Source organism: Paractinoplanes maris, from assembly GCF_023544465.1.
GTDB lineage: Bacteria > Actinomycetota > Actinomycetes > Mycobacteriales > Micromonosporaceae > Actinoplanes > Actinoplanes maris.
The window spans coordinates 1-20,305 of sequence record NZ_JALPVL010000018.1; the positions used below are offsets into that span (position 1 = coordinate 1).

Genomic DNA, 20,305 nt, shown 5'->3' on the forward strand with positions numbered 1-20,305 from the left:
GGGGGGGGGGGGTCCCCCCGCGGGCCGGCCACCCCCTGCCGGGCCGTTGGCGCCCCCCCCCCGCCTCCGCCCTTGCGGGCGAGCTTGCCGGCGGCTTTTGATTCTGGTCGCGGGCTGGTGGGTGGCTGGTCGGGGTGGCGGTCACCTGACGGGTGGGGGGTCTGGCTGCCGCGCTGGGGATGAAACCGGGCGGTCGGCTTCAGCAGGCCGGCCTTGGTGGGGGCTTGCGGGAACTTAACAATGCCGGTTGCGTCCGCCTTCGGCATCCGTCGTGCGTCGGGGCCGGGCGTGTGGGTAGCCGTCGGGGTGCGTCTCGGGTCATGGGCCGGTCAAGCAGTTATGACGACCAGACGGTCGGGCACCGCGCGGACGAGTCGGCAGGCAGCGTGCTTGGACAACTGCACGCGGCGGTCCCGTGGAAGGACAGGCGACTGGTGGCGGGGCGGCACGTGTTGAGGGGGATGTTTATCGTCCGGGGATGGTCCTTGCGCGGTTTGCTGGAATTCGTTCTGAAGCCGTGCTGCGCTGTGGTTCGGTGGGGGGCGTGGTGGACGCGCTTGTGCGAGCGGGAGAGGGCGGGTGGCCTGTCGCTGTGCGTGGGGGCGGGCACTGCTTTGCGGGGCGGTCCAGCACCACTGGGGTGGTGATCGACGTGAGCCCGATGGCCGGCGTTCGCGTCGACGGGGACCGTGCTGTGATCGGTGCTGGGACTCGCCTCGGTGAGGTGTACGACGCGCTGGCTGTGCGGGGGCGGACTGTTCCGGCCGGCTGCGGGGCCACCGTGGGTATCGCGGGACTGACGTTGGGCGGTGGGCTCGGCATCCTCGGCCGGGGGTACGGACTGACCTGCGACAGCCTTGTGGCCGCCACCGTGGTCCTCGCCGATGGTCAGGTGGTGGAGGCCGGGGACGACCTGCTGTGGATGCTGCGGGGTGGAGGTGCGCCGGGCGTGGTCACCTCACTGACCTTTCGCACCGTGCCTGCGCCCGGCTTGACCGCCTTCAAGCTGGTCTATCCGGCCGCGGCGGCCGCCGATGTGCTGGACGGCTGGCAGCATGCGCTGCCCGAGCTCGACGAGGCGCTCGCGCCCAGCCTGGTGATCGCCGTTCCGGCGGAGCCGGCGCAGCCACCGACCGTGACAGTCTTCGGCGCGGGCCCGGACAGCGCCACGGTGGGGCATCTGATTCGGCGACTCGGGCACCGGCCGATGTCGGACCATCGTCACGACGGCACCCATCGCGCGACGAAGCGGTGGTTGGCCGGGGACGACACCGTGGACACCGGATTTGCCTATTTGCACTCGGAATACTTTCGCTCGGTGGTGCCGGCGGCAGAGCTGATCGGTCGGCTCACCGCTCGGCGACGGGCGGGTGAACACCGGGAACTCGATTTCTCGCCCTGGGGTGGGGCTTACAACCGGATACCGGCCGATGCCACCGCGTTCTCGCACCGGGACGCCCGGTTCCTGCTCAAGCAGACCGCCACCGTTGCGGCGGGCGATCGGCCCGGCGAGTGGCTGGACGAGTCGTACGCGTTCACCCGTCCCTACGGCACCGGTGGCGCGTACCCGAACTTTCCCGAGCCGGGACTGCCCGCCGAGGCCTACTATCTCGGCAACACTGGTCGGCTACGCCGGATCCGGGAGGCGTACGACCCGGCGGGAGTGTTCGCCTAGGCGGTCAGCGACGGTGCGGCAGAACAGCTTTCCGCGTCGCCACGTCCAAGCGCACTGACATCGCACGGCAGTGCGGAGAGCGCGGCCGGTGTCGGCCTCGCGAGCCGGTTTGCACGCTCGATGGCTCAAGAGCGTGAGCGCTCCCGTGGCGTGCTGTTGCTGGTGATCGATCGTTAGCACTCCCCGACCGGTACTTTGCCCAGGGAGACGCCGCATGATCAGGACCAGTGCAACGCTATTTGCTCTTGGCGCCCTCGTCGTGGCGGCCGGTCTCGGCGCCTGCGCCCAGCGTCCGTCCGGGGGGAGGGCCTCCTCGACCGACGACCGCGCCCCGCGGGAGGTGATGGTCGACGCCCTCGACCAAATCCATGGAACCGCGGAGCAGCGCGCGGCCGGCTGGGAGCGGGAGCACTACGCCGTCCAGGAGGTGCTCGACAAATGTGCTGAGCGCCTGAATATCGAGTACACCGTGAATGACTGGGTGCCGGCTGAGGCTGGTTTCCCGTCCAACGCGGTCGACCTGCCAGAATTGTTCGAACCCGCGCGGGCGGACTTCGGTATCGCCCGCGGGTTCTTGAGGCAAGCGAGGCTGCGTCTCAGCTCCGCGTCGCGGCCGACCGTCGCTGATCGCGCCCAGAGCTTGAGGTTCAACGAGTGCCACCGGGAGGCGGCCACAATGGACAGTCTTCACCTCCCTGCCGGGCAAGGTGCTCTCGGGCGGGACTTCCTCGCCGACCAAGCAACCATCACTCAGGAACTGGAACCACGCCTGATCGGTGGCTACAGCACGTGCATGACCCATGCCGGGTCACCCGCCGGGAACCCGAGCGACGCGTACGTGCAGGCGCAGCGCAAGTTCCTGCCGCTCGTACACCGGTCACCGGTCAACCCGGCTGTCACGCCGGGGTGGGCTGAGGCGGTAGCGTTCGAAAAGCAGATCGCCGCTGCGGACGGACGATGCCGAACGGCAAACGCTGACGTCGTAGCAGTGGCGGGCGCGGCCACGGCGAAGAAATTCCTCGATCGGCGCCGCACCGATGTGGAAGCTGTCGCCGCAGGGTGGGCGGCTATGTCGGCCGTCCGGGACGAAGCCAGAAAGGCCGTCGGCAAGTAAGCCACGCATCGAAATCCGCAGGTCCGCGAGTCGATGGGCATTGAAGTTGGAGCGCGTGCTTCCAGACCCGCAGTGTGAGGGCGTTTCAGGGCAGAGGAAAGGGCGCCCACTTGAAGTGGGACGCCCTTTCCGCGTTGTAGCCAAGTAAGGCTAGAACCAGACTTTTCGACCACCGACGGGACGGCCGACGGCGCCGAGGATCCAGAGCACAGCACCGATCACCAGGAGAATGATTCCGATTGTGTAGAGGATGGACACCTTCAGGAAGATGCCCAGCAGCAAGAGGATGAGCCCTACGATCAACATGACTGTGCTCCGTTTCGGCGGCGGGCTTCTCCCGCCGGGCAGCCTGTACCCCGCACGTCGGAAAAGTAATCTTGGTCGATGACGGGTCCCGTGCGGCCGCCGCGGATTTTCCGGCACGCCCGCCGGCTCAAAACCCGACCAGCGAGCACGGCCGGCCGGAAGAGGACGGCTAGCTGTCGCCTCCGCGTCCGTCGCGGACCACCGCCAACCCGCCGACCCGGGTCGTGATGCCCGCCGGCCCGCGCCGGGCCGAAGCGAGCACGCCGGACGGTCGACCGAGGGTGTCGCCCTGCTCCACCTCGATGGCGACCGTCTGGGCCCCAGTCCTGTCGAGCAGGTGAGCGGCCAGGCATCCGGTGCTGTTGGCGTTGGCGACGTCCTCGTCGACACCGATCGCCGGCGCGAACATTCGCGCCGCACCCGGTCGGTCGCCCACCGGCGGTACGTACACGAAACAGCCGAGGAGTCCGTACCGCCGGCACGCCGTTGTCAGCCGGCCGAGGTGTGGACGGACGCGGAGCAGCGCCGACCGGTCGCGAACCGGTACCAGCATGCGTGGTGCGCCGGGCGCGGCAATCCGTGGCGCGTCGGTCGGATGCGGGTCGTCGTCGGTGAGCCCGAGCGCGGCGACGACCGCGGCGCGCTCGTCCTCCGCCGGGTCACGCAGCGCGACGAGGCCCTGGTCGAACCACACCTCGATGCCGGCGGGGCGGCGGATCGCGGTGGTGTCGAATGTGCGCCCGCCGGTGTGCTGGCGGTCGTTCAGCTCGCCCAGCCCGGTGCGGGTCAGCCGAACGGCCTGCGCGGCAACGGTGCCGTGGCCGCACCCGGACAGCTCGGCGGTGGCGGTGAAGAACCGGACCGGCCAGCTTCCGTCCGGCATCCGCCCCGGGCTGAGGAGGGCCGCGTGCGAGGTGCCGGCCGCAGCAGCGACCGCACGCCGGTCCGCGTCCGTCGCCGCCGGGTCGTCGTCGGTGACGGCCGTGGGGCTGCCGCCCCGACCGTCACGCCGCACGCACGCATCCACCACCGTGACATCCGGCCAGGACATCGGCCCACCTCTCAACGGTTCGGATCAGGACAACGAGGCGCGCGGCCGGGATGGTTCGGCGCCGACGAGCGTGCGGTTGGTCAGGGTTTGGTTGGCGGGGCGGTCATCGCCGCGGTCAGGAATGTGATGGCCCAGCGGCGGGCCTGGTCGCTGGGGAGCGGGGTGGCTGCCGGGGGCTGGTTGTGCAGGTCGGCCCGGTCGACGGCGGCTACGGCGAGGATGCCTCGGATGCGGAAGTGCAGCTCGTCCGGGGAGAGGTCGGGGAGCGCGCGGGTGAAGGCGGACAGGTAGCGGTCGCGGGCGGTGGCTTCGACGGAGCCGGTCCAGGCGCGGACCTCGTCGGACGGGTCGCCGAAGATGCGCATGATCAGGCGGGACGTCCGGGCGCCGCGCTCGTCGCCTGCGCGCATCTGGTCGAACATCGGGCCGGCGAAAGCCTCCACCAGATCGGTGACCGACGGGTCCGGGGTCTGGGCGAGCAGTCGGTCCAGGCCGGCCGTCTGGGCGGCGGTGATGGGCTCGATCACGCGGCGGGTGACCGCGGCCAGGAGCTCTGCCTTCGAGCCGAAGTGGTAGCCGACGGCGGCCAGGTTGGCGTGGGCCAGTTCGGTGATCGCGCGGACCGAGGTGCCCTTGAAGCCGCGCTCGGCGAAGAGATGCTCGGCCGCGTCGAGGAGTTGGGTCCGGGTGTCAGGTGGCGCCACGGGTGCATACTCTAACGTACGTTCGATTTAAACGAACGTATGAATGAAGTGCGCCGAGAGGGATGTCATGAGACTGCTGGTGTACGGCGCTGGGGTCTGCGGCAGTGTGTTCGCTGCTCAACTGCACGAGGCGGGGCATGACGTGTCGCTTCTGGCCCGGGGTGAGCGCCTGGCCGCCCTGCGCCGGCACGGCGTGCGACTTGCCGAGGGCGACAGCACCGTCGTCCGACGGGTCGCGGTGCCGGTCGTCGAGGCGCCGGCCGGGGAGTACGACCTGATCACCGTCTTTGTCCGCGCGCATCAGGTGGCCCCGGTGCTGCGATCGGTCGCCGGGGTCGGTGGCGACGTGCTGTTTCTGCTCAACTGGGCGGCCGGGGCGGAGCCGCTGGGCGCGGTGATCGGGCCCGAGCGGGTGCTGCTCGGCTTTCCCACGGTCGGGGGCGTCATGGACGGCGACGTGGTCCGCTATCGCGCGCCCAGCTGGATGACCCGCCGGGTTCCGATACCGGTCGGTGAGCCCGGCGGCCGATCCACCCCGCGAGTCGAACGGATCGTCCGGTCGTTCCGCGAGGCCGGGATCAACGCCAGGAACGAGCCGCGGATGGATGCCTGGCTCACGACGCACGCGGCGTTCGCGGTGCCGCTGGGGCAGGCGGTCATCGCGGCGGGCGGACCCGAAGCGCTGGCCGGCAACCCGGACGCGGTGCGCCGCATGATCCGCCTCATGCGGCGCAACCTGGCCGGCCTGGCCACGCCGACGGTCCCTCGCGGGTTCGTCGCTCTGCGCACTCTGCCCGAGTGGCTGCTCGCGGCCGGGTTCCGGCGCTTTCTGCGAAGCCCGGTGGCCGCACACAGCGGCCTCGCCAATTCCTCGCCGGCGGAGGCGGCGGAACTGGAGCGGGTCGCCGAACAGATGCGGGCCCGCTGAGACCTGCGCAGCCCAGGCGTACGACTCGGGTTGCCCTCAGACCACCAGGCTGAGAAGCATCACGCAGGCGAAGCCGACCACCGAGATGATCGTCTCCATCACCGACCAGGTCTTGATGGTCTGGCCCACGGTCATCCCGAAGTACTCCTTGACCAGCCAGAAGCCGGCGTCGTTGACGTGGGAGAAGAACAGCGAGCCGGCGCCGATGGCCAGGGCGAGCAGGGCGACCGTGGGCTTGTCGAGAGTGGTGGCCAGCGGCGCCACGATGCCGGCGGCGGTGATCGTCGCGACCGTGGCCGAGCCGGTGGCCACCCGGATACCGACCGCGACCAGGAAGCCCAGCACCAGCGCGTTGATGTTCGCGTCCTTCGCGGCGTCCGCGACGACGTTGCCGACACCCGCGTCGACCAGCACCTGCTTGAAGCCGCCGCCCGCGGCCACGATCAGCAGGATGCCGGCGATCGGCGGGAGCGCCCCGCCCAGCACCGACGAGGTCTGCTGCCGATCGAAGCCGGCCCGCTTGCCGAGCGACCACATCGCCAGCAGCACGCCCAGCAGCAGCGCCACGACCGGCTCGCCGAGCACCTCGAGGAAGCCCCGCACCCCGTTGCCCTCGTCGAGCACCAGCTCGGCGACGCCGCGGCCCAGCATCAGGACGATCGGCAGGAGCACGGTGAGGACGGCCGGCCAGAAGCCGGGGTTCCGCCGCTCGGCCGGGAGCTGCTCGTCGACCAGCACGGCCGGCTCCGACGCACCCGGGTTGGCCACGTCGTCACGGTCGACGAAGTCGCGGCCGCCCTGCGGCTTGTCGCCCGCGGCGGCGAGCAGCGGCGGGGTCGCCAGCGGGACCCGCTTGGCGATCCAGTTGCCGAAGACCGGGCCGGCCACGATGACCGTCGGGATGGCGCAGATCAGGCCGAACAGCAGGGTCAGGCCGAGGTCGGCGTTGAGGTTGGCGATCGCGACCAGCGGGCCCGGGTGCGGCGGCACCAGACCGTGCAGCACCGACAGGCCGGCCAGGGCCGGGATGCCGATGCGCAGCAGCCCGATGTCGGTGCGCCGGGCCACCAAAAGCACGATCGGCACGAGCAGCACCACGCCGACCTCGAAGAACAGGGGCAGGCCGATCAGCGCGGCCACACCGGCCATCGCCCACGGCAGGGCCGAGCCGCTGACGCTGTTGACGATGCGGTTCACGATGCCGTCGGCCCCGCCCGACTCGGCCAGCAACGCGCCGATCATCGAGCCGAGCGCGATCAGCAGGCCGACGCTGCCGACCGTGCTGCCCAGCCCGGCGGTGAACGAGTCGATCGTGTCGCTCGGCGAGGCACCGGCGACGAGGCCCAAGGTGGCCGAGCCGAGGATCAGGGCCAGGAACGGATGCCACTTGGCCCAGGCGATCAGCAGCACCACGACCACGATGCCCAGAACGGCGGCGAGGACGAGCTGACCGGTTCCGGCATCGGTGATGGCCTCCGCGGCCCAGGTAGTCATACGCGCGCGCTTACCCCGACGGGTGACAAGTCAATCGCCGGCCTGAGTAACGTCGCATTTCATGCCGCCCTTCTCTGCCCACGTGCGGGCCGCGGCCCGGGTCCGGCCCGTGGACGTGGCTTGGGCCTTCGCCGTGCGGGCGGGGCTGGCGGTCGCGGTGCCGCTGGTGGTGCTGGTCGCGACCGGGCACCCGGCGTGGGCCGGGGTGGCCACGTTCGGTTCTTTCACCGCGCTGTACGGGCGGGACGAGCCCTACCGCCGCCGGGCCCTGGTGGTGACGGCGGCCGCGATCGGACTGGTCGCGGCGGTCGTGGCCGGCACCCTGGCCGCGCTGGCCCCGGCTCCCGAGATCGTCGCGGTGGCCGCGGTCGCCCTGGTCGGAGCGGGCGCGACAGTGCTGAGCAACCGCTACCGGACCGGACCGCCGGGCGGCCTGATGTTCGCCTTCGCCACGGCCGTGACCAGCGCGATCCCGGCCCAGCCGAGCGACCTCGCCCGCAACGCCGCCCTGACCACCGCCGCCGCGGCCGTCTCCTGGCTGATCGTCATGTCCGGCGCGCTGATCGCTCCCGACGCCCCGCGCCGCCTGGCCATCGCCCGCGCCCTCCGAGCCGCCGCGGCCCTGGCCGAGGCCCCGGACGGCTCCGCCGGACTGGCCGCCCGCCAACAAGCCGCCCTTGCTGTGGAACGAGCCTGGCGCGCCACCCGCAACACCACCAGGACCCGCAACACCGGCGCGGCTCACGGCACCAGCACGGCCCGTGATGCAGACGACGGTGGGAGCGAGGAGATTCTGGTCGCGCACGCCGAGACCGAGCTGAGCGGCTTGCACGGCCACGACCCGCGGACCGCCGCCGAGCTTCGGACCCTGGCCGCGCGGATCACGCGTCGCGGCCCGCTCCCCCACCTGACCGCGACCGCCACCGAGGAAAGCAAGATCGCCGAGCGTCGGATGGCCGCCACCCTGCTGCGGGACCGGCCCGCCGCCGTGAAGGGCGGACCGCTGTGGCCCGCCGCCGCCCGGGTGGCGTTCGGTGCTCTGGTCGCGGGCGCCGCAGCTGGGTTCCTCGCCCATACAACCGGGCTCGGCCACTCGTACTGGGCGGCGGTCTCGGCCGTGGCCGTCCTGCAAGGGGCTTCGCTGCGACTCTCGGTGCACCGGGCGATCCAGCGGGCCGGCGGCACGATCGCCGGGCTGCTGATCGCCGGCGCCGCGGTCGCCATCCCCGGCGGCTCGTGGGTGCTGGTGGCCCTGATCGTCGTCGCCCAGGTGATCGCCGAGCTGCTGGTGGTCCGAAACTACGGCCTGGCCATGCTGGCCGTCACGCCGCTGGCCCTGCTGGTCGGCGAGCTCGGCCACGAGACGCCACCGCTCGACCTGATCGGCGACCGTCTCGTGCAGACCGTCCTCGGCTGCCTGCTGGGACTGACCGCGGCGCTGCTGGTCCGCAACCGGGCCGCCGGCCGCCACCTGGACGAGGCGATCACCGCGGTCGAGAAGGCCACCGCCGACATGCGGAACGCCCGCGAACTGGCCGGCCTGGTGGCGGCCATGCGGGAGGCCTACGAGGTGGCCGCGGGCGAGCCCGGCCTGCGTCCCGAGGTGACCGATCGGGTGCTGACCGCCGAACGCGAGGCGCGGAGCCGCCTGATCGCAGCGCCCGGCCAATGACCGGCGACCACGAGAAGCGGCCCAGCCACGACCGGCGACCACAAGAAGCGGCCCGGCCACGACCGGCGACCAGAGGAGAAGCGGCCCGGCCACGACCGGCGGACAAGAGAAGCGGCCAACAACCACCGCGCCAGAAGAAGCGGCTCAGCAACGACCGGCGACCATGACAAGCGTGGAAGTCAACCGATCACAGCGGCCGGCCACCAGCCGTCCGGGCAACGACGGGCGGGCAAGACGGCGCGAAGCTGTCCGGTCACAGCGGTTCGAGGTGGGTGCGCAGGCTGAGCAGGGCTCGCTTGACCCGGTCGAAGTCGGCGGGCTGCAGGCCGGCCCCGTCGCCGCCGTACATGAAAGTCAGGAAGACGCCGACCAGCGCGCCGGTCAGGGCGCGGGCGCCCTCGTCGCCGGAGGGCACGCCGAGGCGTTCGGCGATCACGCCGGCCAGGATGTCGACCGCCGCCACGGTCTGTTGCATCTGGCGGGCGCGCAGGTCGGGCACCGTACGGAAAAGCTCCTGCCGCTGCCGCTCGCTGGCCCATTCGTCCTCGGTGAGCCGCTCGAAGACCTCGCGCATGCCGGCCAGGACGGCCTCGATCACCGGGGTCGACGCCGGCTGGGCCCGGATCGCCGCCGCGATCAGCGGGTCGTAGTCGTCGATCAGCACGACGTCTTCCTTGGTCGGGAAGTAGCGGAAGAACGTGCTCGGCGAGACGTCGGCCGCTTCGGCGATCTGCTCGACGGTTGTCGGCGCGAACCCCTGCTCGGTGAACAGCCGCATCGCCGCGTCCCGGATCGCCACCCGCGTCCTGGCCTTCTTCCGCTCGCGCAAGCCACCCGCCGAACCCTCACCGGCCCGCGTGCCGCCCGGCAACCGCGAACCGGACGGCGAGCGTGAATCGGACGGCGAGCGCGATCCGGCGGACACCTCGGAGGTCATACGAGTGATTCTGCCAGCACCTCCGGCCGCGGCTCGGCGGCGCGCTTCGGCATGAGGGCGAGGGCGAGCACCACCCCCACCGCGGCCAGCGCCCCGGCCACCAGCAAGGACCTTTCCATCCCGTACGCGAAAGCCTCTCGCACCGAGGCCAGCAGACCGTCGTCCCCCAGCTGCCGGGCCACCGCCACGCCCGAGGTCACGCTGTCGGCGGCGACGGCCGGCACACGCTCCCGGTACGCCGAGTTGAGCACCGTCCCCAGCACGGCCACCCCGATGGCCCCGCCGACCTGGCGCATGGCCTGCAGCAACGCGTTCCCGACGCCGCTGCTCTCCGGGGTCAGCGCGCCCAGCGCCGCGTTCAAGGCGGGCGGCAGGGTCAGCCCGAGCCCGACCCCGGTGACCGTGATCCAGACCGCGATGTAGCCGTAGCCCGTGCTCGCCGTGGTCTGCGCGCCCAGCAGCGACGCCACCGCGATCAGCGTCAGCCCACCCGCGATCACCAGCCGCGACCCGAGGCGCCGGGACAGCTTCTCGGCCGCCCGCGCACCCACGATGAGCCCGCCGATCACCGGCAGCAGCCGCAACCCCGAGCCGAACGCGTCGTGCCCGCCGACCGCCGAGAACAGTTGCGGAAGCGAGAACAGCAGCCCGAGCATCGCGAAGCTGGCCACCGTGGCCAGCACGGCCCCGCCGGTGAAGGCCCGGTTGCCGAAGAGCGCGAGGTCGACCAGCGGGTGCGCCGCGCGGCGCTGCCAGAGCACGAAGACCGTCAGCAGCACGATCCCGGCCACCACGGTGACCAGCGACCGGGTGTCGGTCCAGCCCCGATCGCCGGCCTCGATGATCCCGTAGGTGAGAGCGATCAGCCCGGCCGTCGAGAGCACCATGCCGGGAACGTCGAGACGCGAGCGGGCGCCGCGCGACTCGGGCAGCCACAGGGTCAGCGCGGCCACGCCGGCGATCACGACCGGCACATTGATCAGGAAGACCGAGCCCCACCAGAAGTTGTCGAGCAGCCAGCCGCCGAGCAGCGGGCCGAGCGGGATGCCGAGTGCACTCGCGGTCACCCAGATCGACATGGCCCGGGACCGCTCCCCGGCCGGGAAGAGCACGGTGAGCACGGCCCCGGAGAGCGGCATGATCACCGCGGCGCCGAGGCCGAGCACCGCGCGGGCGGCGATGAGCTGGCCCGACGTCTGCGCGTAGGCACACGCGACGGACGCCGCCCCGAAGATCAGCAGGGCACCGATCAGCATGCGTTTGCGGCCGGCGCGGTCGCCGAGCAGGCCGGCCGGCAACAGGGCCGCGGCCAGCACGAGCAGGTAGGCGGTGGTGAACCACTGCAGGTCACCGGTGGTGGCGTCGAGGTCGCGGGCCAGCGTGGGCAGGGCGACGCTCAGCACAGTGGTGTCGAGGGCGACTGCGAGCGTGCTCAGGGCGAGCGCGGCCAGCGCGTACCAACGCGAAGTGGAAGTCAACATGTTTTGATAGTAGCTGTCATTTGCTAGTCACTGTCAACGCCTAAACTGGCGATGTGATCGAACGCCTAGGACTGCCGGGCCTCGCCGACGTGCACACGCACTTCCTCCCGCCGCGTATGCAGCGCCGCGTCTGGGAGCACTTCGACCAGGCGGGCCCGCTGATCGGGCGCCCGTGGCCGATCACCTATCGCGGCGAGGAGCACGAGCGGGTCGCGACCCTGCGGGGGCTCGGGGTGACGATGTTCAGCGCTTTGGCGTACGCGCATCGCCCGCAGATGGCGGCCGACCTCAACGACTGGACGCTCGGCTTCGCCGCGCGCACGCCCGGCTGCCTGCCCAGTGCCACGTTCTTCCCCGAGGCGGGCGTGGAGGCGTACGCGAAGCTGGCTCTTGACCGGGGGGCACGGATCTGGAAGCTGCACCTGCAGGTCGGCGGTTTCGACCCGCGCCTGCCCGCGCTCGAACCCGTCTGGGGACTGCTGGCCGAGGCGGGCACTCCGGTGGTGGTGCACGCCGGTTCGGGTCCGGTCGCCGCCGGCTTCACCGGTCCCGGGCCGATCGGTGAGGTGCTGGCCCGCCACCCGGGCCTCGGCGTGATCATCGCCCATGCCGGCGCCCCCGAGTACGAGGGCTTCCTGGAGCTGGCCGAGCGCTACCGGGACGTCCGGCTCGACACCACGATGGCCTTCACCGACTTCTTCGAGGAGATGGCGCCGTTCCCGCCGGCCCTGCGCCCGCGGCTGCGCGAGCTGGGCTTGGGCGGCAAGGTGCTGCTGGGCAGCGACTTTCCCAACATTCCGTATCGGTACGAGCACCAGCTGGAGTCACTGGACCGCCTGGAGCTCGGCGACGACTGGCTCCGGGCTGTCTGCTGGACGAATGCGCAGGCCCTGTTCGCGCCGCGCGGGTGAAGATGCGCCGAAGGGGTGCGCCGACATGCCACGATCATGTAGGCAGTCGCCCGGCCCGGGAAGGGAGCCGATCTGATGAAGAAGGCCATCGGCTGGATCGTGCTCATCCTGATCATCTTCTATATCGGCACGAACCCCGGACCGGCGGCGGAGATCGCGCAGGGCATCGGCGACGGCTTCGCCGAGGTGTTCCGCAACATCGGTGTCTTCCTGCGTGAATTGTCTGATTAGCCGCCACACTGAAGACATGGCGTTCTGGCTCCTGCAGCACAACCCGGCGCGCGGCGCCTGCGGCAGCGGCGACTGGGCGGTCCGCCGTTACCGCGAGCTGATCACGGCCGGGGACGGCATCGGGCTCTGGCTCAGCGGCCGGGACGGCGGCGTGGCGGCCGTCGGCACGATCACCGGGATACCCCGCGACGGCGTCATCACCGTCAACTTCGCCCGGTCGTTCCCCGGCCACGCGATCCGGCGGGACGTTCTGCGGGCCGACGCGCGTTTCCGCGACGCTCTGGTGCTCCGCATGCCCGGCGGCAGCAACCCGTTCCCGCTCACGCCGGTGCAGTGGCAGGCCATCGTGGAGCGTGTGCCGCCCACCGAGCGCGACCCGGCGTCATGATCCTCTGCGTCGGACTGGCCACCGTCGACCTCGTCTACCGGGTCGATCGGATCCCCGGCGCGGACGAGAAGGCCCAGGCCACGTCGTTCGAGGTGGCGGCGGGCGGACCGGCGGCCAACGCCGCGGTCACCGCGGCCGCGCTGGGCGCGCCGGTCACATTGGTCACGGCGATCGGCTCGCATCCGCTGGGTGCGCTCATCCGGTCCGATCTCGAGGACCATGGCGTACGGGTCCTCGACGCGGCCGCCTCGTCCGGCGCCCCGCCGCCGGTGTCGAGCATCGTGGTGGCGGCCGACCAGCGCACGATCATCAGCCGCAACGCCGGGGAGCAGCAGTTCGCCGTCCCGCCGGAAGGACTGCCGGACGCGGCCGTGACGCTGGTCGACGGGCATCATCCGGTGCTCGCCGTGGCCGCCGCCCGCGCCGCGCGACGCCTGGTGGTGGACGCGGGCACGTGGCGGCCGGTTTTCGCCGACCTGCTGCCGCACGCCGAGGTGGTGGCCTGCTCAGCCGCGTTCCGCCCGCCGACCGGCGTCGTCGAGGCCCCGCACGTGGTCGTGACCCACGGGCCCGGCCCGGTGACCTGGACGGTCGCCGGCGTCACGCGATCGATCCCGGTGCCCCCGGTCGAGGCCGTCGACACCGCGGGCGCCGGCGATGCGTTCCACGGCGCGCTGGCGCACGCGCTGGCGAGCGGATCCACCATGGAGGACGCTCTGACCGACGCCGTCCGGGTGGCCGGGGTGCGCGTGCGGCACCCCGGCCCCCGTCAGTGGCTTCGCTCGCTCTCGCCCTAGACCGTACGGGCGAGGCGGTCGGCGAGGATCTTGGCGAACCGGGCCGGGTCCTCCAGGTCGCCGCCCTCGGCCAGCAGGGCGGTGCCATAGAGCAGCTCGGCCGTCTCGGGCAGCGCGGTGTCGTCGGCGTGCTGCTCGAGCGCGGTGCGCAGACCGCCGACCAGCGGGTGGTTCGGGTTCAGCTCGAGGATCCGCTTGACCCGCGGGCCCTCCTGGCCCATCGCGCGATACATCTTCTCGAGCGCCGGCGTGATGTCGTCGGTGTCGCTGACCAGGCAGGCGGCCGAGGTGGTGAGGCGGTGCGACAGGCGGACGTCCTTGACCTGCTCGGTGAGCTGCTCCTTGAGGAAGGTGAGCAGCGGCGCGAAGTCACCCTCGGGCTCCGGCTCCTCTTTGTCCTTGGGCAGGTCGACCGAGCCGCGCGCGATGGACTGGAACTTCTTGCCGTCGTAGTCGGGCACCGCCTCGACCCAGATCTCGTCGACCGGGTCGGTGAGCACCAGGACCTCGTACCCCTGGGCCTGGAACGCCTCCATGTGGGGCGAGTTCTCCACCTGGGAGCGGCTGTCGCCGGTCAGGTAGTAGATCTCGTCCTGGCCCTCCTTCATCCGCTCGATGTAGGCGGCCAGCGTGGTCGGCTCGGTGCCCGCGGTGGAGCCGAACGTGGCGACGTCGAGGATGGCCTTCTGGTTGTCGGGGTCGTTGAGCAGACCCTCCTTGAGCGCCCGGCCGAACTCGCGCCAGAACGTCGCGTACTTCTCGGGGTTGTTGTTGAGCAGGTCCTTGACCGTCGACAGCACCTTCTTGACCAGCCGGCGGCGGATCATCTGGATGTGCCGGTCCTGCTGCAGGATCTCGCGGGAGATGTTCAGCGACAGGTCGGCCGCGTCGACCACACCCTTGACGAAGCGCAGGTAGTCGGGGATCAGCTCGCGGCTGTCGTCCATGATGAAGACGCGCTTGACATAGAGCTGCAGGCCGCGGCGGGCATCACGCTGGAACAGGTCGTGCGGCGCGCGGGACGGCAGGAACAGCAGCGCCTCGTACTCGAAGGTGCCCTCGGCCCGCATGTTGATGATCTCGAGCGGCTCGGACCAGTCGTGGCTGATGTGCCGGTAGAACTCGTGGTACTCCTCGTCGGAGACCTCCGAGCGCGGCCGCGCCCACAGCGCCTTCATCGAGTTGAGCGTGTCGTCGCCCATCCGGATCGGGAAGGAGATGAAGTCCGAGTACTTCTTGACGATCTCGCGGATCTTCCAGTCGTCCGCGTAGTCGTAGAGCGCGTCCTCCTCGTCCTTGGGGCGCAGGTGGACGGTGACGCTCGTGCCGATCGGCGCGTCCGGCTCGTCGTCGATCGTGAAGGTGCCCTCGCCGGTCGACTCCCACCGGGTGCCGTGCCCCTCGGTGCCGGCCTTGCGGGTCACCAGCGTGACGCGGTCGGCGACCATGAAGGTCGAATAGAAGCCGACGCCGAACTGGCCGATCAGCTCGGGGCTCTCCTTGGCCTCGCGCAGCTTGGTCAGCAGCTCGGCGGTGCCCGACTTGGCGATCGTGCCGATCAGCTCGACGACCTCGTCGCGGGTCATGCCGATGCCGTTGTCCCGGACGGTCAGCGTCCGGGCCTCGGTGTCGGCGGCCAGCTCGATGTGCAGGTCGGAGGCGTCGGCCTCGAGACCGTCCTGCAGCGTGGCCAGGCGCAACTTGTCGAGCGCGTCCGAGGCGTTCGAGATCAGCTCGCGCAGGAAGATGTCCTTGTTCGAATAGATCGAGTGGACCATCAACTGCAGCAGCTGCCGGGCCTCGGCCTGGAACTCCAACGTCTCCATCTGATTCTTACTCCCCTGAGATTTCGTGAACCCACTGCGATCGTATGACGAACGCCCCGCCCGGCAGAGGCCGGACGGGGCGTTCTTAGATCGTCAGTGTCAGCGCTTGTCGATCGCCACGAACTCGCGCTCGGCGGCACCGGTGTAGAGCTGGCGCGGCCGGCCGATCTTGTTGGCCGGGTCGTTCATCATCTCGGTCCACTGCGCGATCCAGCCGGGCAGGCGGCCCAGCGCGAACAGCACGGTGAACATCTTGGTCGGGAAGCCCATCGCCTTGTAGATGAGGCCCGTGTAGAAGTCCACGTTCGGATAGAGCTTGCGGGAGACGAAGTAGTCGTCGCTGAGCGCGATCTCCTCGAGCTGGAACGCGAGCTCCAGCATCGGGTCGGGGCGGTCGAGCGTCGAGAACATCTCCTGCGCGGCCTTCTTGACGATGGCCGCCCGGGGGTCGTAATTCTTGTAGACCCGGTGGCCGAAGCCCATCAGCTTGACGCCCTTCTCCTTGTTCTTCACTCGCGTGACGAAGGAGTTGACGTCGCCGCCGTCCTTGCGGATCTGCTCGAGCATCTCGAGCACGGCCGCGTTGGCCCCGCCGTGCAGCGGGCCGGAGAGCGCGTTGATGCCGGCCGAGACCGACGCGAACAGGTTGGCCTGCGCCGAGCCGACCAGGCGCACGGTCGACGTGGAGCAGTTCTGCTCGTGGTCGGCGTGCAGGATGAAGAGCATGTCCAGGATCTTGGCGACCTTGGGATCGACGTCGTACTGCACCGTGGGCAGGCCGAAGGTCATCCGCAGGAAGTTCTCGACGTAGTCGAAACTGTTGTCGGGATACGGCAGCGGGTGGCCGATGGACTTCTTGTACGCGTACGCGGCGATGGTCGGAAGCTTCGCCATCAGGCGAATGCCCGAGATCTCGACCTGCTCGGGGTCGAGCGGGTCGAGCGCGTCCTGGTAGAACGTCGACAGCGCGGTGACGGCCGAGGAGAGCACGGCCATCGGGTGCGCGTCCCGCGGGAACCCGGAGAAGAACGCGCGCATCTCCTCCTGCAGGAGGGTGTGCACCCGGATCTTGTCGGCGAAATCCTTGAGCTGCTGGGGGGTCGGCAGCTCGTCGTGCATCAGAAGGTACGAGACCTCGAGGAACGACGACCGCTCGGCCAGCTGCTCGATCGGGTATCCGCGGTAGCGGAGGATGCCGGCGTCACCATCGATGTAGGTGATCGTCGACGTCGTCGAGGCGGTGTTGACGAAACCCTGGTCGAGGGTGACGAAGCCGGTCTCCTTGAGAAGGGCACTGACGTCGATGCCGCCCGGGCCCTCGACCGCCTCGCGTACCGGCATCGACAGCTGGCCACCAGGGTGGTCGAGCTTGACATCCGTCATGTATTTCCCTCACTTCACCGGCAGATGTCCCACAAATTTTGTAGTTCACCGTAAACCCTCAACCTGAATGGGTCATCAGGCGGATCCCTGCTGAGGGATTGATCACGAAGAGTGGCGGTCTTGTATAGATAATGGTTGTAGTCAACGCGGAGGTGCGAGCCAATGCTGAATCCGAGTCCGTCTCCCGTGCTCGTGGGGGTCAACGGCACCTCCGCGGGCCTGGCCGCCGTCCGGCTGGCCGCCCGGGAGGCCGTGTCGCGTGATCGTGAACTCCGGATCGTGCACGCCTTCACCTGGTCGCTCCCCGGCCGGGGTCAGCACGCCGACCGGGCCCGGTCGGCCGCCACCCAGATCGTCGACGCGGCGGTCGCCACTGCCCAGCGTTCCACACCCGGCGTCAGGGTGCAGGGTCAACTCGTCGACGGGCTGCCCGACCAGGTGCTGCTGCGACTGAGCCGCACGGCTGAGCTTCTCGTGCTGGGCGACGACGACCTGGCGACCCTGCCCTGGCTGCCGTCGAGCTCGGTGCTGGTGCAGACGGTGGCCCGGGCCTGGTGCCCGGTGCTGGTGGCACGCGGCCCGCGACCCAAGGCCGGCCCGATCCTGGCCGCGGTCGACGGGTCACGGTGCGCGCTGCTGGGCCTGCGCCAGGCGGCCGAGGAGGGCGCCCGGCGCAACGTCGCGGTGGTCGTGGCCCACGTGGTCGAGAGTCCCGGCCCGGCGGCCGAGGCGCAGGGCCGCGAGCTTCTGGAGCGGGCGGTCGCGGCCGTCCCCGAACTGACCGACTACCGGCTCCGGCTGCTCACCGGCGCACCGGCCACCGCCCTGGTGCGCGCGTCCGGACAGGCCCGGGTCACCGTGCTGGGACCGCGCGGCGTGCACGACGCGGGCCTGCTCGGCTCGGTGGCCCGCACGGTGCTGCGCCGGGCGGCCGGTCCCACGCTCTTCGCGCACGGCGGCAGCATTCCCGCCCAGCGGGTCCCGGCCGTGCCGTCCCGTCCGGGGAAGGCTCTCGCGCGATAACCGCCGGATCGCCACTCAGCCGCTGACCGAACCATCCGAAACAACCAGTGATGACCAGGAACTGGCGGCTGTTCGCATCGCTGGGCGCGCTGGCGACCGTCGTCTACACCGCTGACGTGTCGCCGGCGTTGAACGCTGCCTGCCTGCTGATCGTCGCGGCCGGCTCGGTGTGGGCCTGTTTCACCGGGCCACGCCGGCACGGGGCCGAACCACGCACGGCCTGGCACCTGCTCGGCGGCGCGGTGCTCAGCTGCCTGACCGGAGTGCTGCTGCGGCCCGCGGTGCAGGATCTGCCGGGGCTGTGGCCACTGCTGGCCGATGCCGCCTCCATCAGCAGCTACGCGATGCTGTGCGCCTTCCTCGGCATCATGCTGCGGCGACGGCAGAGCATCGACGGCCACGCGGTGCTCGACGGGCTGATCGTCTGCGTCGCCGGCGCGCTCGTCGTCGGCGTGCTGCTGGCCGCACCCGCCGCCGCGATCTCGGACCGGCCGGAACCCGTGTCGTTCGTGGCCGGGCTCTATCCGCTGTTCGACGTGGTCGTGCTGTTGCTGCTGGTCAACCTGACCTTCACCGCCACGACGTGGCCGGTCAGCCTGGTCACCCTGATGCTGGCCATGGTCTCGATGTTCGCCGGGGACACGGCGTACGCGATCGTCGGGGCCAACGGCATCACGTACGTGTCCCCCTTGTTCGACGTGCCGTTCCTGCTGGGTTGCGTGCTGATCGGGGTGACCGCGCTGCATCCGTCGGTGACCCGCTTCGGGCAGGCCGCCCGGCCACCGGTGCAGGCCTGGTCGGCGCGCCGGATGGCCATGCTGGCGCCGGCCCTGGCCAGCCCCTTCGTGCTGCTGGCGGTGCTCTCCCCGATCTCGCGCGGCGAACGGCTGACCGTGGCCGGCGCGGGCGTGCTGATCGTGGCGCTGCTGCTGGTGCGCGCGGTGAACGCGGTCCGCGCGCAGGCGGTGGCCCAGCTGCGCGCCGAGCATCAGGCGACCCACGACTCGCTGACCGATCTGCCCAACCGCGCGATGATCGGCGAGGAGCTGATCAGGATGCTCGGCCGGCTCGGCCCGGACGACCGGCGCCGGGTCTGGGTGCTGCTGCTCGACCTGGACGGCTTCAAGCTGGTCAACGACGGCTGGGGTCACGACACCGGCGATGAGCTGGTCATCGAGGTGGGCCGGCGGCTGCTGGACGCGGTGCCGGCCGGGGTGGTGGTGGCCGCGCTCGGCGGGGACGAGTTCGCGCTGGCCGCGATCGGCACCGAGGCCGAGGCGACGGCGCTGGCCGACGTGGTCCAGGACTCTTTCGCCCATCCGTTCCCGGTCCGCGGCACCGAGCTGACGATCACCTGCTCGATGGGCATCTCGTCGGCGCCGGCGCCGGGCGGTGCCGCGGGTGCGGGCGCGGCGGCGGCCGAGGCGCTCATGCGGGACGCGGACACGGCGATGTACCGCGCCAAGGCCGGGGAAGCGGGCAGCCGGACCGTGTTCGACGCGGCCATGCACGACCAGGTGCGGGAGCGGATCGAGCTCGAGGTGGCGCTGCGCAAGGCGCTCGGCGAGGGCCAGCTGAGCGTGGCCTACCAGCCGATCGTCGACCTGATGCCCGGGGTGCCGGCCGGGGCCGAGGCGCTGGTGCGCTGGTCCCACCCGGTGCGCGGGCCGGTCTCACCGGCGACGTTCATCCCGATCGCCGAGGACGCCGGGCTGATCGGCGCGATCGGCGACTGGGTGCGCCAGGAGTCGCTGCGCCAGCTGGGCGCGTGGCGCGCCGACGGGACGGTCGGCGACGCTTTCTACGTCTCGGTCAACGTGTCGGGCCGCCAGTTGCTCGACCCGGCTCTGCCCCGGCTCCTGGCGGCCGAGATGCAGGCGTACGGGGTCCCGCCGCGCTGCGTGGCGGTCGAGATGACCGAGTCGGTGCTGGTCGACTCGACGGGTGTCGCCGGGCGGGTCCTGTTCGAGCTGCGCGAGCTGGGCTGTCAGCTCCTGATCGACGACTTCGGCACCGGGTTCTCGGCGCTGGGCTATCTGCGCCGCTTCCCGGTGACCGGCGTCAAGATCGACCGTTCGTTCGTGACCGGCCTGGGCTCCTGCCGGGAGGACGACGAGATCGTGCGGGCCATCGTCTCGCTGTGCCACGCGCTGGGCCTCGGCGTGATCGCCGAGGGAGTGGAGACGCGGGTGCAGCGCGACGCCCTGGACGAGGTCGGCGTGACCCGCGGTCAAGGGTGGCTATGGGGCCCGGCTGTCCCCCCGGCCGAGTTCGCCCGCCACTGGCACGCCCGGGGCACCGCCGCCCTGGCCGGCCCGAACCGCTCCCAGCAGGTCGGCCCGGGCGCGCGGTAGGTCGGCTGTTTCGACCCTCGGCCCGCGGGT

Annotated in this window: 18 protein-coding genes; 10 read left to right on the top strand and 8 right to left on the bottom strand. The window is 71.1% G+C overall.

What is annotated here, in order from left to right; all coding sequences use genetic code 11:
- The first annotated feature begins 478 nt into the window (after window positions 1-478).
- Together NAG42_RS40735 and NAG42_RS40740 are read left to right on the top strand one after the other, a co-directional pair.
- Window positions 479-1,675 (top strand): FAD-binding oxidoreductase, encoded by a 1,197-nt coding sequence (locus NAG42_RS40735; RefSeq protein WP_250037878.1) that lies wholly within the window; start codon window positions 479-481, stop codon window positions 1,673-1,675.
- 214 nt (window positions 1,676-1,889) lie between these two features.
- Window positions 1,890-2,789, top strand: a complete 900-nt coding sequence (locus NAG42_RS40740) for a hypothetical protein (RefSeq protein WP_250037879.1) — start codon at window positions 1,890-1,892, stop codon at window positions 2,787-2,789.
- 150 nt (window positions 2,790-2,939) lie between these two features.
- On the opposite strand, the gene NAG42_RS40745 is transcribed toward NAG42_RS40740, so the two are convergent.
- From NAG42_RS40745 to NAG42_RS45245, 3 genes are all read right to left on the bottom strand, one after another.
- Entirely contained in the window at window positions 2,940-3,095 is a 156-nt protein-coding gene (locus NAG42_RS40745) for a hypothetical protein (protein ID WP_250037880.1), read from the bottom strand.
- Between the two features lie 169 nt (window positions 3,096-3,264).
- Window positions 3,265-4,146: a PhzF family phenazine biosynthesis protein gene (locus NAG42_RS40750; RefSeq protein WP_250037881.1), complete on the bottom strand. Its 882-nt coding sequence runs from the start codon at window positions 4,144-4,146 to the stop codon at window positions 3,265-3,267.
- Window positions 4,147-4,226: 80 nt separating this feature from the next.
- Window positions 4,227-4,850 (bottom strand): TetR/AcrR family transcriptional regulator, encoded by a 624-nt coding sequence (locus NAG42_RS45245; RefSeq protein WP_250037882.1) that lies wholly within the window; start codon window positions 4,848-4,850, stop codon window positions 4,227-4,229.
- Window positions 4,851-4,917: 67 nt separating this feature from the next.
- On the opposite strand from NAG42_RS45245, the gene NAG42_RS40760 reads away from it, so the two are divergent.
- Window positions 4,918-5,778 carry a ketopantoate reductase family protein gene (locus NAG42_RS40760; RefSeq protein ID WP_250037883.1) on the top strand — a complete coding sequence of 287 codons (861 nt, stop codon included), beginning with the start codon at window positions 4,918-4,920 and terminating at the stop codon, window positions 5,776-5,778.
- A 36-nt stretch (window positions 5,779-5,814) separates the two neighbouring features.
- Here NAG42_RS40760 and NAG42_RS40765 read toward each other — a convergent pair whose 3' ends face one another.
- Complete coding sequence (locus NAG42_RS40765; protein ID WP_250037884.1) at window positions 5,815-7,272, bottom strand: GntT/GntP/DsdX family permease; 1,458 nt, start codon at window positions 7,270-7,272, stop codon at window positions 5,815-5,817.
- Between the two features lie 61 nt (window positions 7,273-7,333).
- On the opposite strand from NAG42_RS40765, the gene NAG42_RS40770 reads away from it, so the two are divergent.
- Entirely contained in the window at window positions 7,334-8,944 is a 1,611-nt protein-coding gene (locus NAG42_RS40770; RefSeq protein WP_250037885.1) for an FUSC family protein, read from the top strand.
- A 253-nt stretch (window positions 8,945-9,197) separates the two neighbouring features.
- On the opposite strand, the gene NAG42_RS40775 is transcribed toward NAG42_RS40770, so the two are convergent.
- Window positions 9,198-9,881: a TetR family transcriptional regulator gene (locus NAG42_RS40775; RefSeq protein ID WP_250037886.1), complete on the bottom strand. Its 684-nt coding sequence runs from the start codon at window positions 9,879-9,881 to the stop codon at window positions 9,198-9,200.
- Window positions 9,878-11,362: an MFS transporter gene (locus NAG42_RS40780; protein ID WP_250037887.1), complete on the bottom strand. Its 1,485-nt coding sequence runs from the start codon at window positions 11,360-11,362 to the stop codon at window positions 9,878-9,880. Before NAG42_RS40780 ends, NAG42_RS40775 begins: the two co-directional genes overlap by 4 nt.
- A gap of 53 nt (window positions 11,363-11,415) precedes the next feature.
- Here NAG42_RS40780 and NAG42_RS40785 point away from each other — a divergent pair, with 53 nt between their 5' ends.
- The 4 genes from NAG42_RS40785 to NAG42_RS40800 all read left to right on the top strand — a co-directional run bounded on the left by NAG42_RS40785 (window position 11,416) and on the right by NAG42_RS40800 (window position 13,689).
- Window positions 11,416-12,273, top strand: coding sequence for an amidohydrolase family protein (locus NAG42_RS40785; RefSeq protein WP_250037888.1), 858 nt, complete (start codon window positions 11,416-11,418; stop codon window positions 12,271-12,273).
- Between the two features lie 75 nt (window positions 12,274-12,348).
- Complete coding sequence (locus NAG42_RS40790; RefSeq protein WP_250037889.1) at window positions 12,349-12,504, top strand: hypothetical protein; 156 nt, start codon at window positions 12,349-12,351, stop codon at window positions 12,502-12,504.
- A 16-nt stretch (window positions 12,505-12,520) separates the two neighbouring features.
- Window positions 12,521-12,892: an EVE domain-containing protein gene (locus NAG42_RS40795; protein ID WP_250037890.1), complete on the top strand. Its 372-nt coding sequence runs from the start codon at window positions 12,521-12,523 to the stop codon at window positions 12,890-12,892.
- Window positions 12,889-13,689, top strand: coding sequence for a PfkB family carbohydrate kinase (locus tag NAG42_RS40800; RefSeq protein ID WP_250037891.1), 801 nt, complete (start codon window positions 12,889-12,891; stop codon window positions 13,687-13,689). Before NAG42_RS40795 ends, NAG42_RS40800 begins: the two co-directional genes overlap by 4 nt.
- Here the strand turns inward: NAG42_RS40800 and htpG are convergent.
- A complete protein-coding gene (gene htpG / locus NAG42_RS40805; RefSeq protein WP_250037892.1) occupies window positions 13,686-15,515 on the bottom strand; it encodes a molecular chaperone HtpG in 1,830 nt (609 codons plus the stop codon). The genes NAG42_RS40800 and htpG overlap by 4 nt on opposite strands.
- A gap of 99 nt (window positions 15,516-15,614) precedes the next feature.
- Window positions 15,615-16,898 carry a citrate synthase gene (locus NAG42_RS40810; RefSeq protein ID WP_221381274.1) on the bottom strand — a complete coding sequence of 428 codons (1,284 nt, stop codon included), beginning with the start codon at window positions 16,896-16,898 and terminating at the stop codon, window positions 15,615-15,617.
- Window positions 16,899-17,060: 162 nt separating this feature from the next.
- Between NAG42_RS40810 and NAG42_RS40815 the strand changes: the two genes are divergently transcribed.
- Both NAG42_RS40815 and NAG42_RS40820 read left to right on the top strand, forming a co-directional pair.
- Window positions 17,061-17,921: a universal stress protein gene (locus tag NAG42_RS40815; RefSeq protein WP_250037893.1), complete on the top strand. Its 861-nt coding sequence runs from the start codon at window positions 17,061-17,063 to the stop codon at window positions 17,919-17,921.
- Between the two features lie 50 nt (window positions 17,922-17,971).
- Window positions 17,972-20,275, top strand: a complete 2,304-nt coding sequence (locus NAG42_RS40820) for a putative bifunctional diguanylate cyclase/phosphodiesterase (protein ID WP_250037894.1) — start codon at window positions 17,972-17,974, stop codon at window positions 20,273-20,275.
- Window positions 20,276-20,305 lie beyond the last annotated feature (30 nt).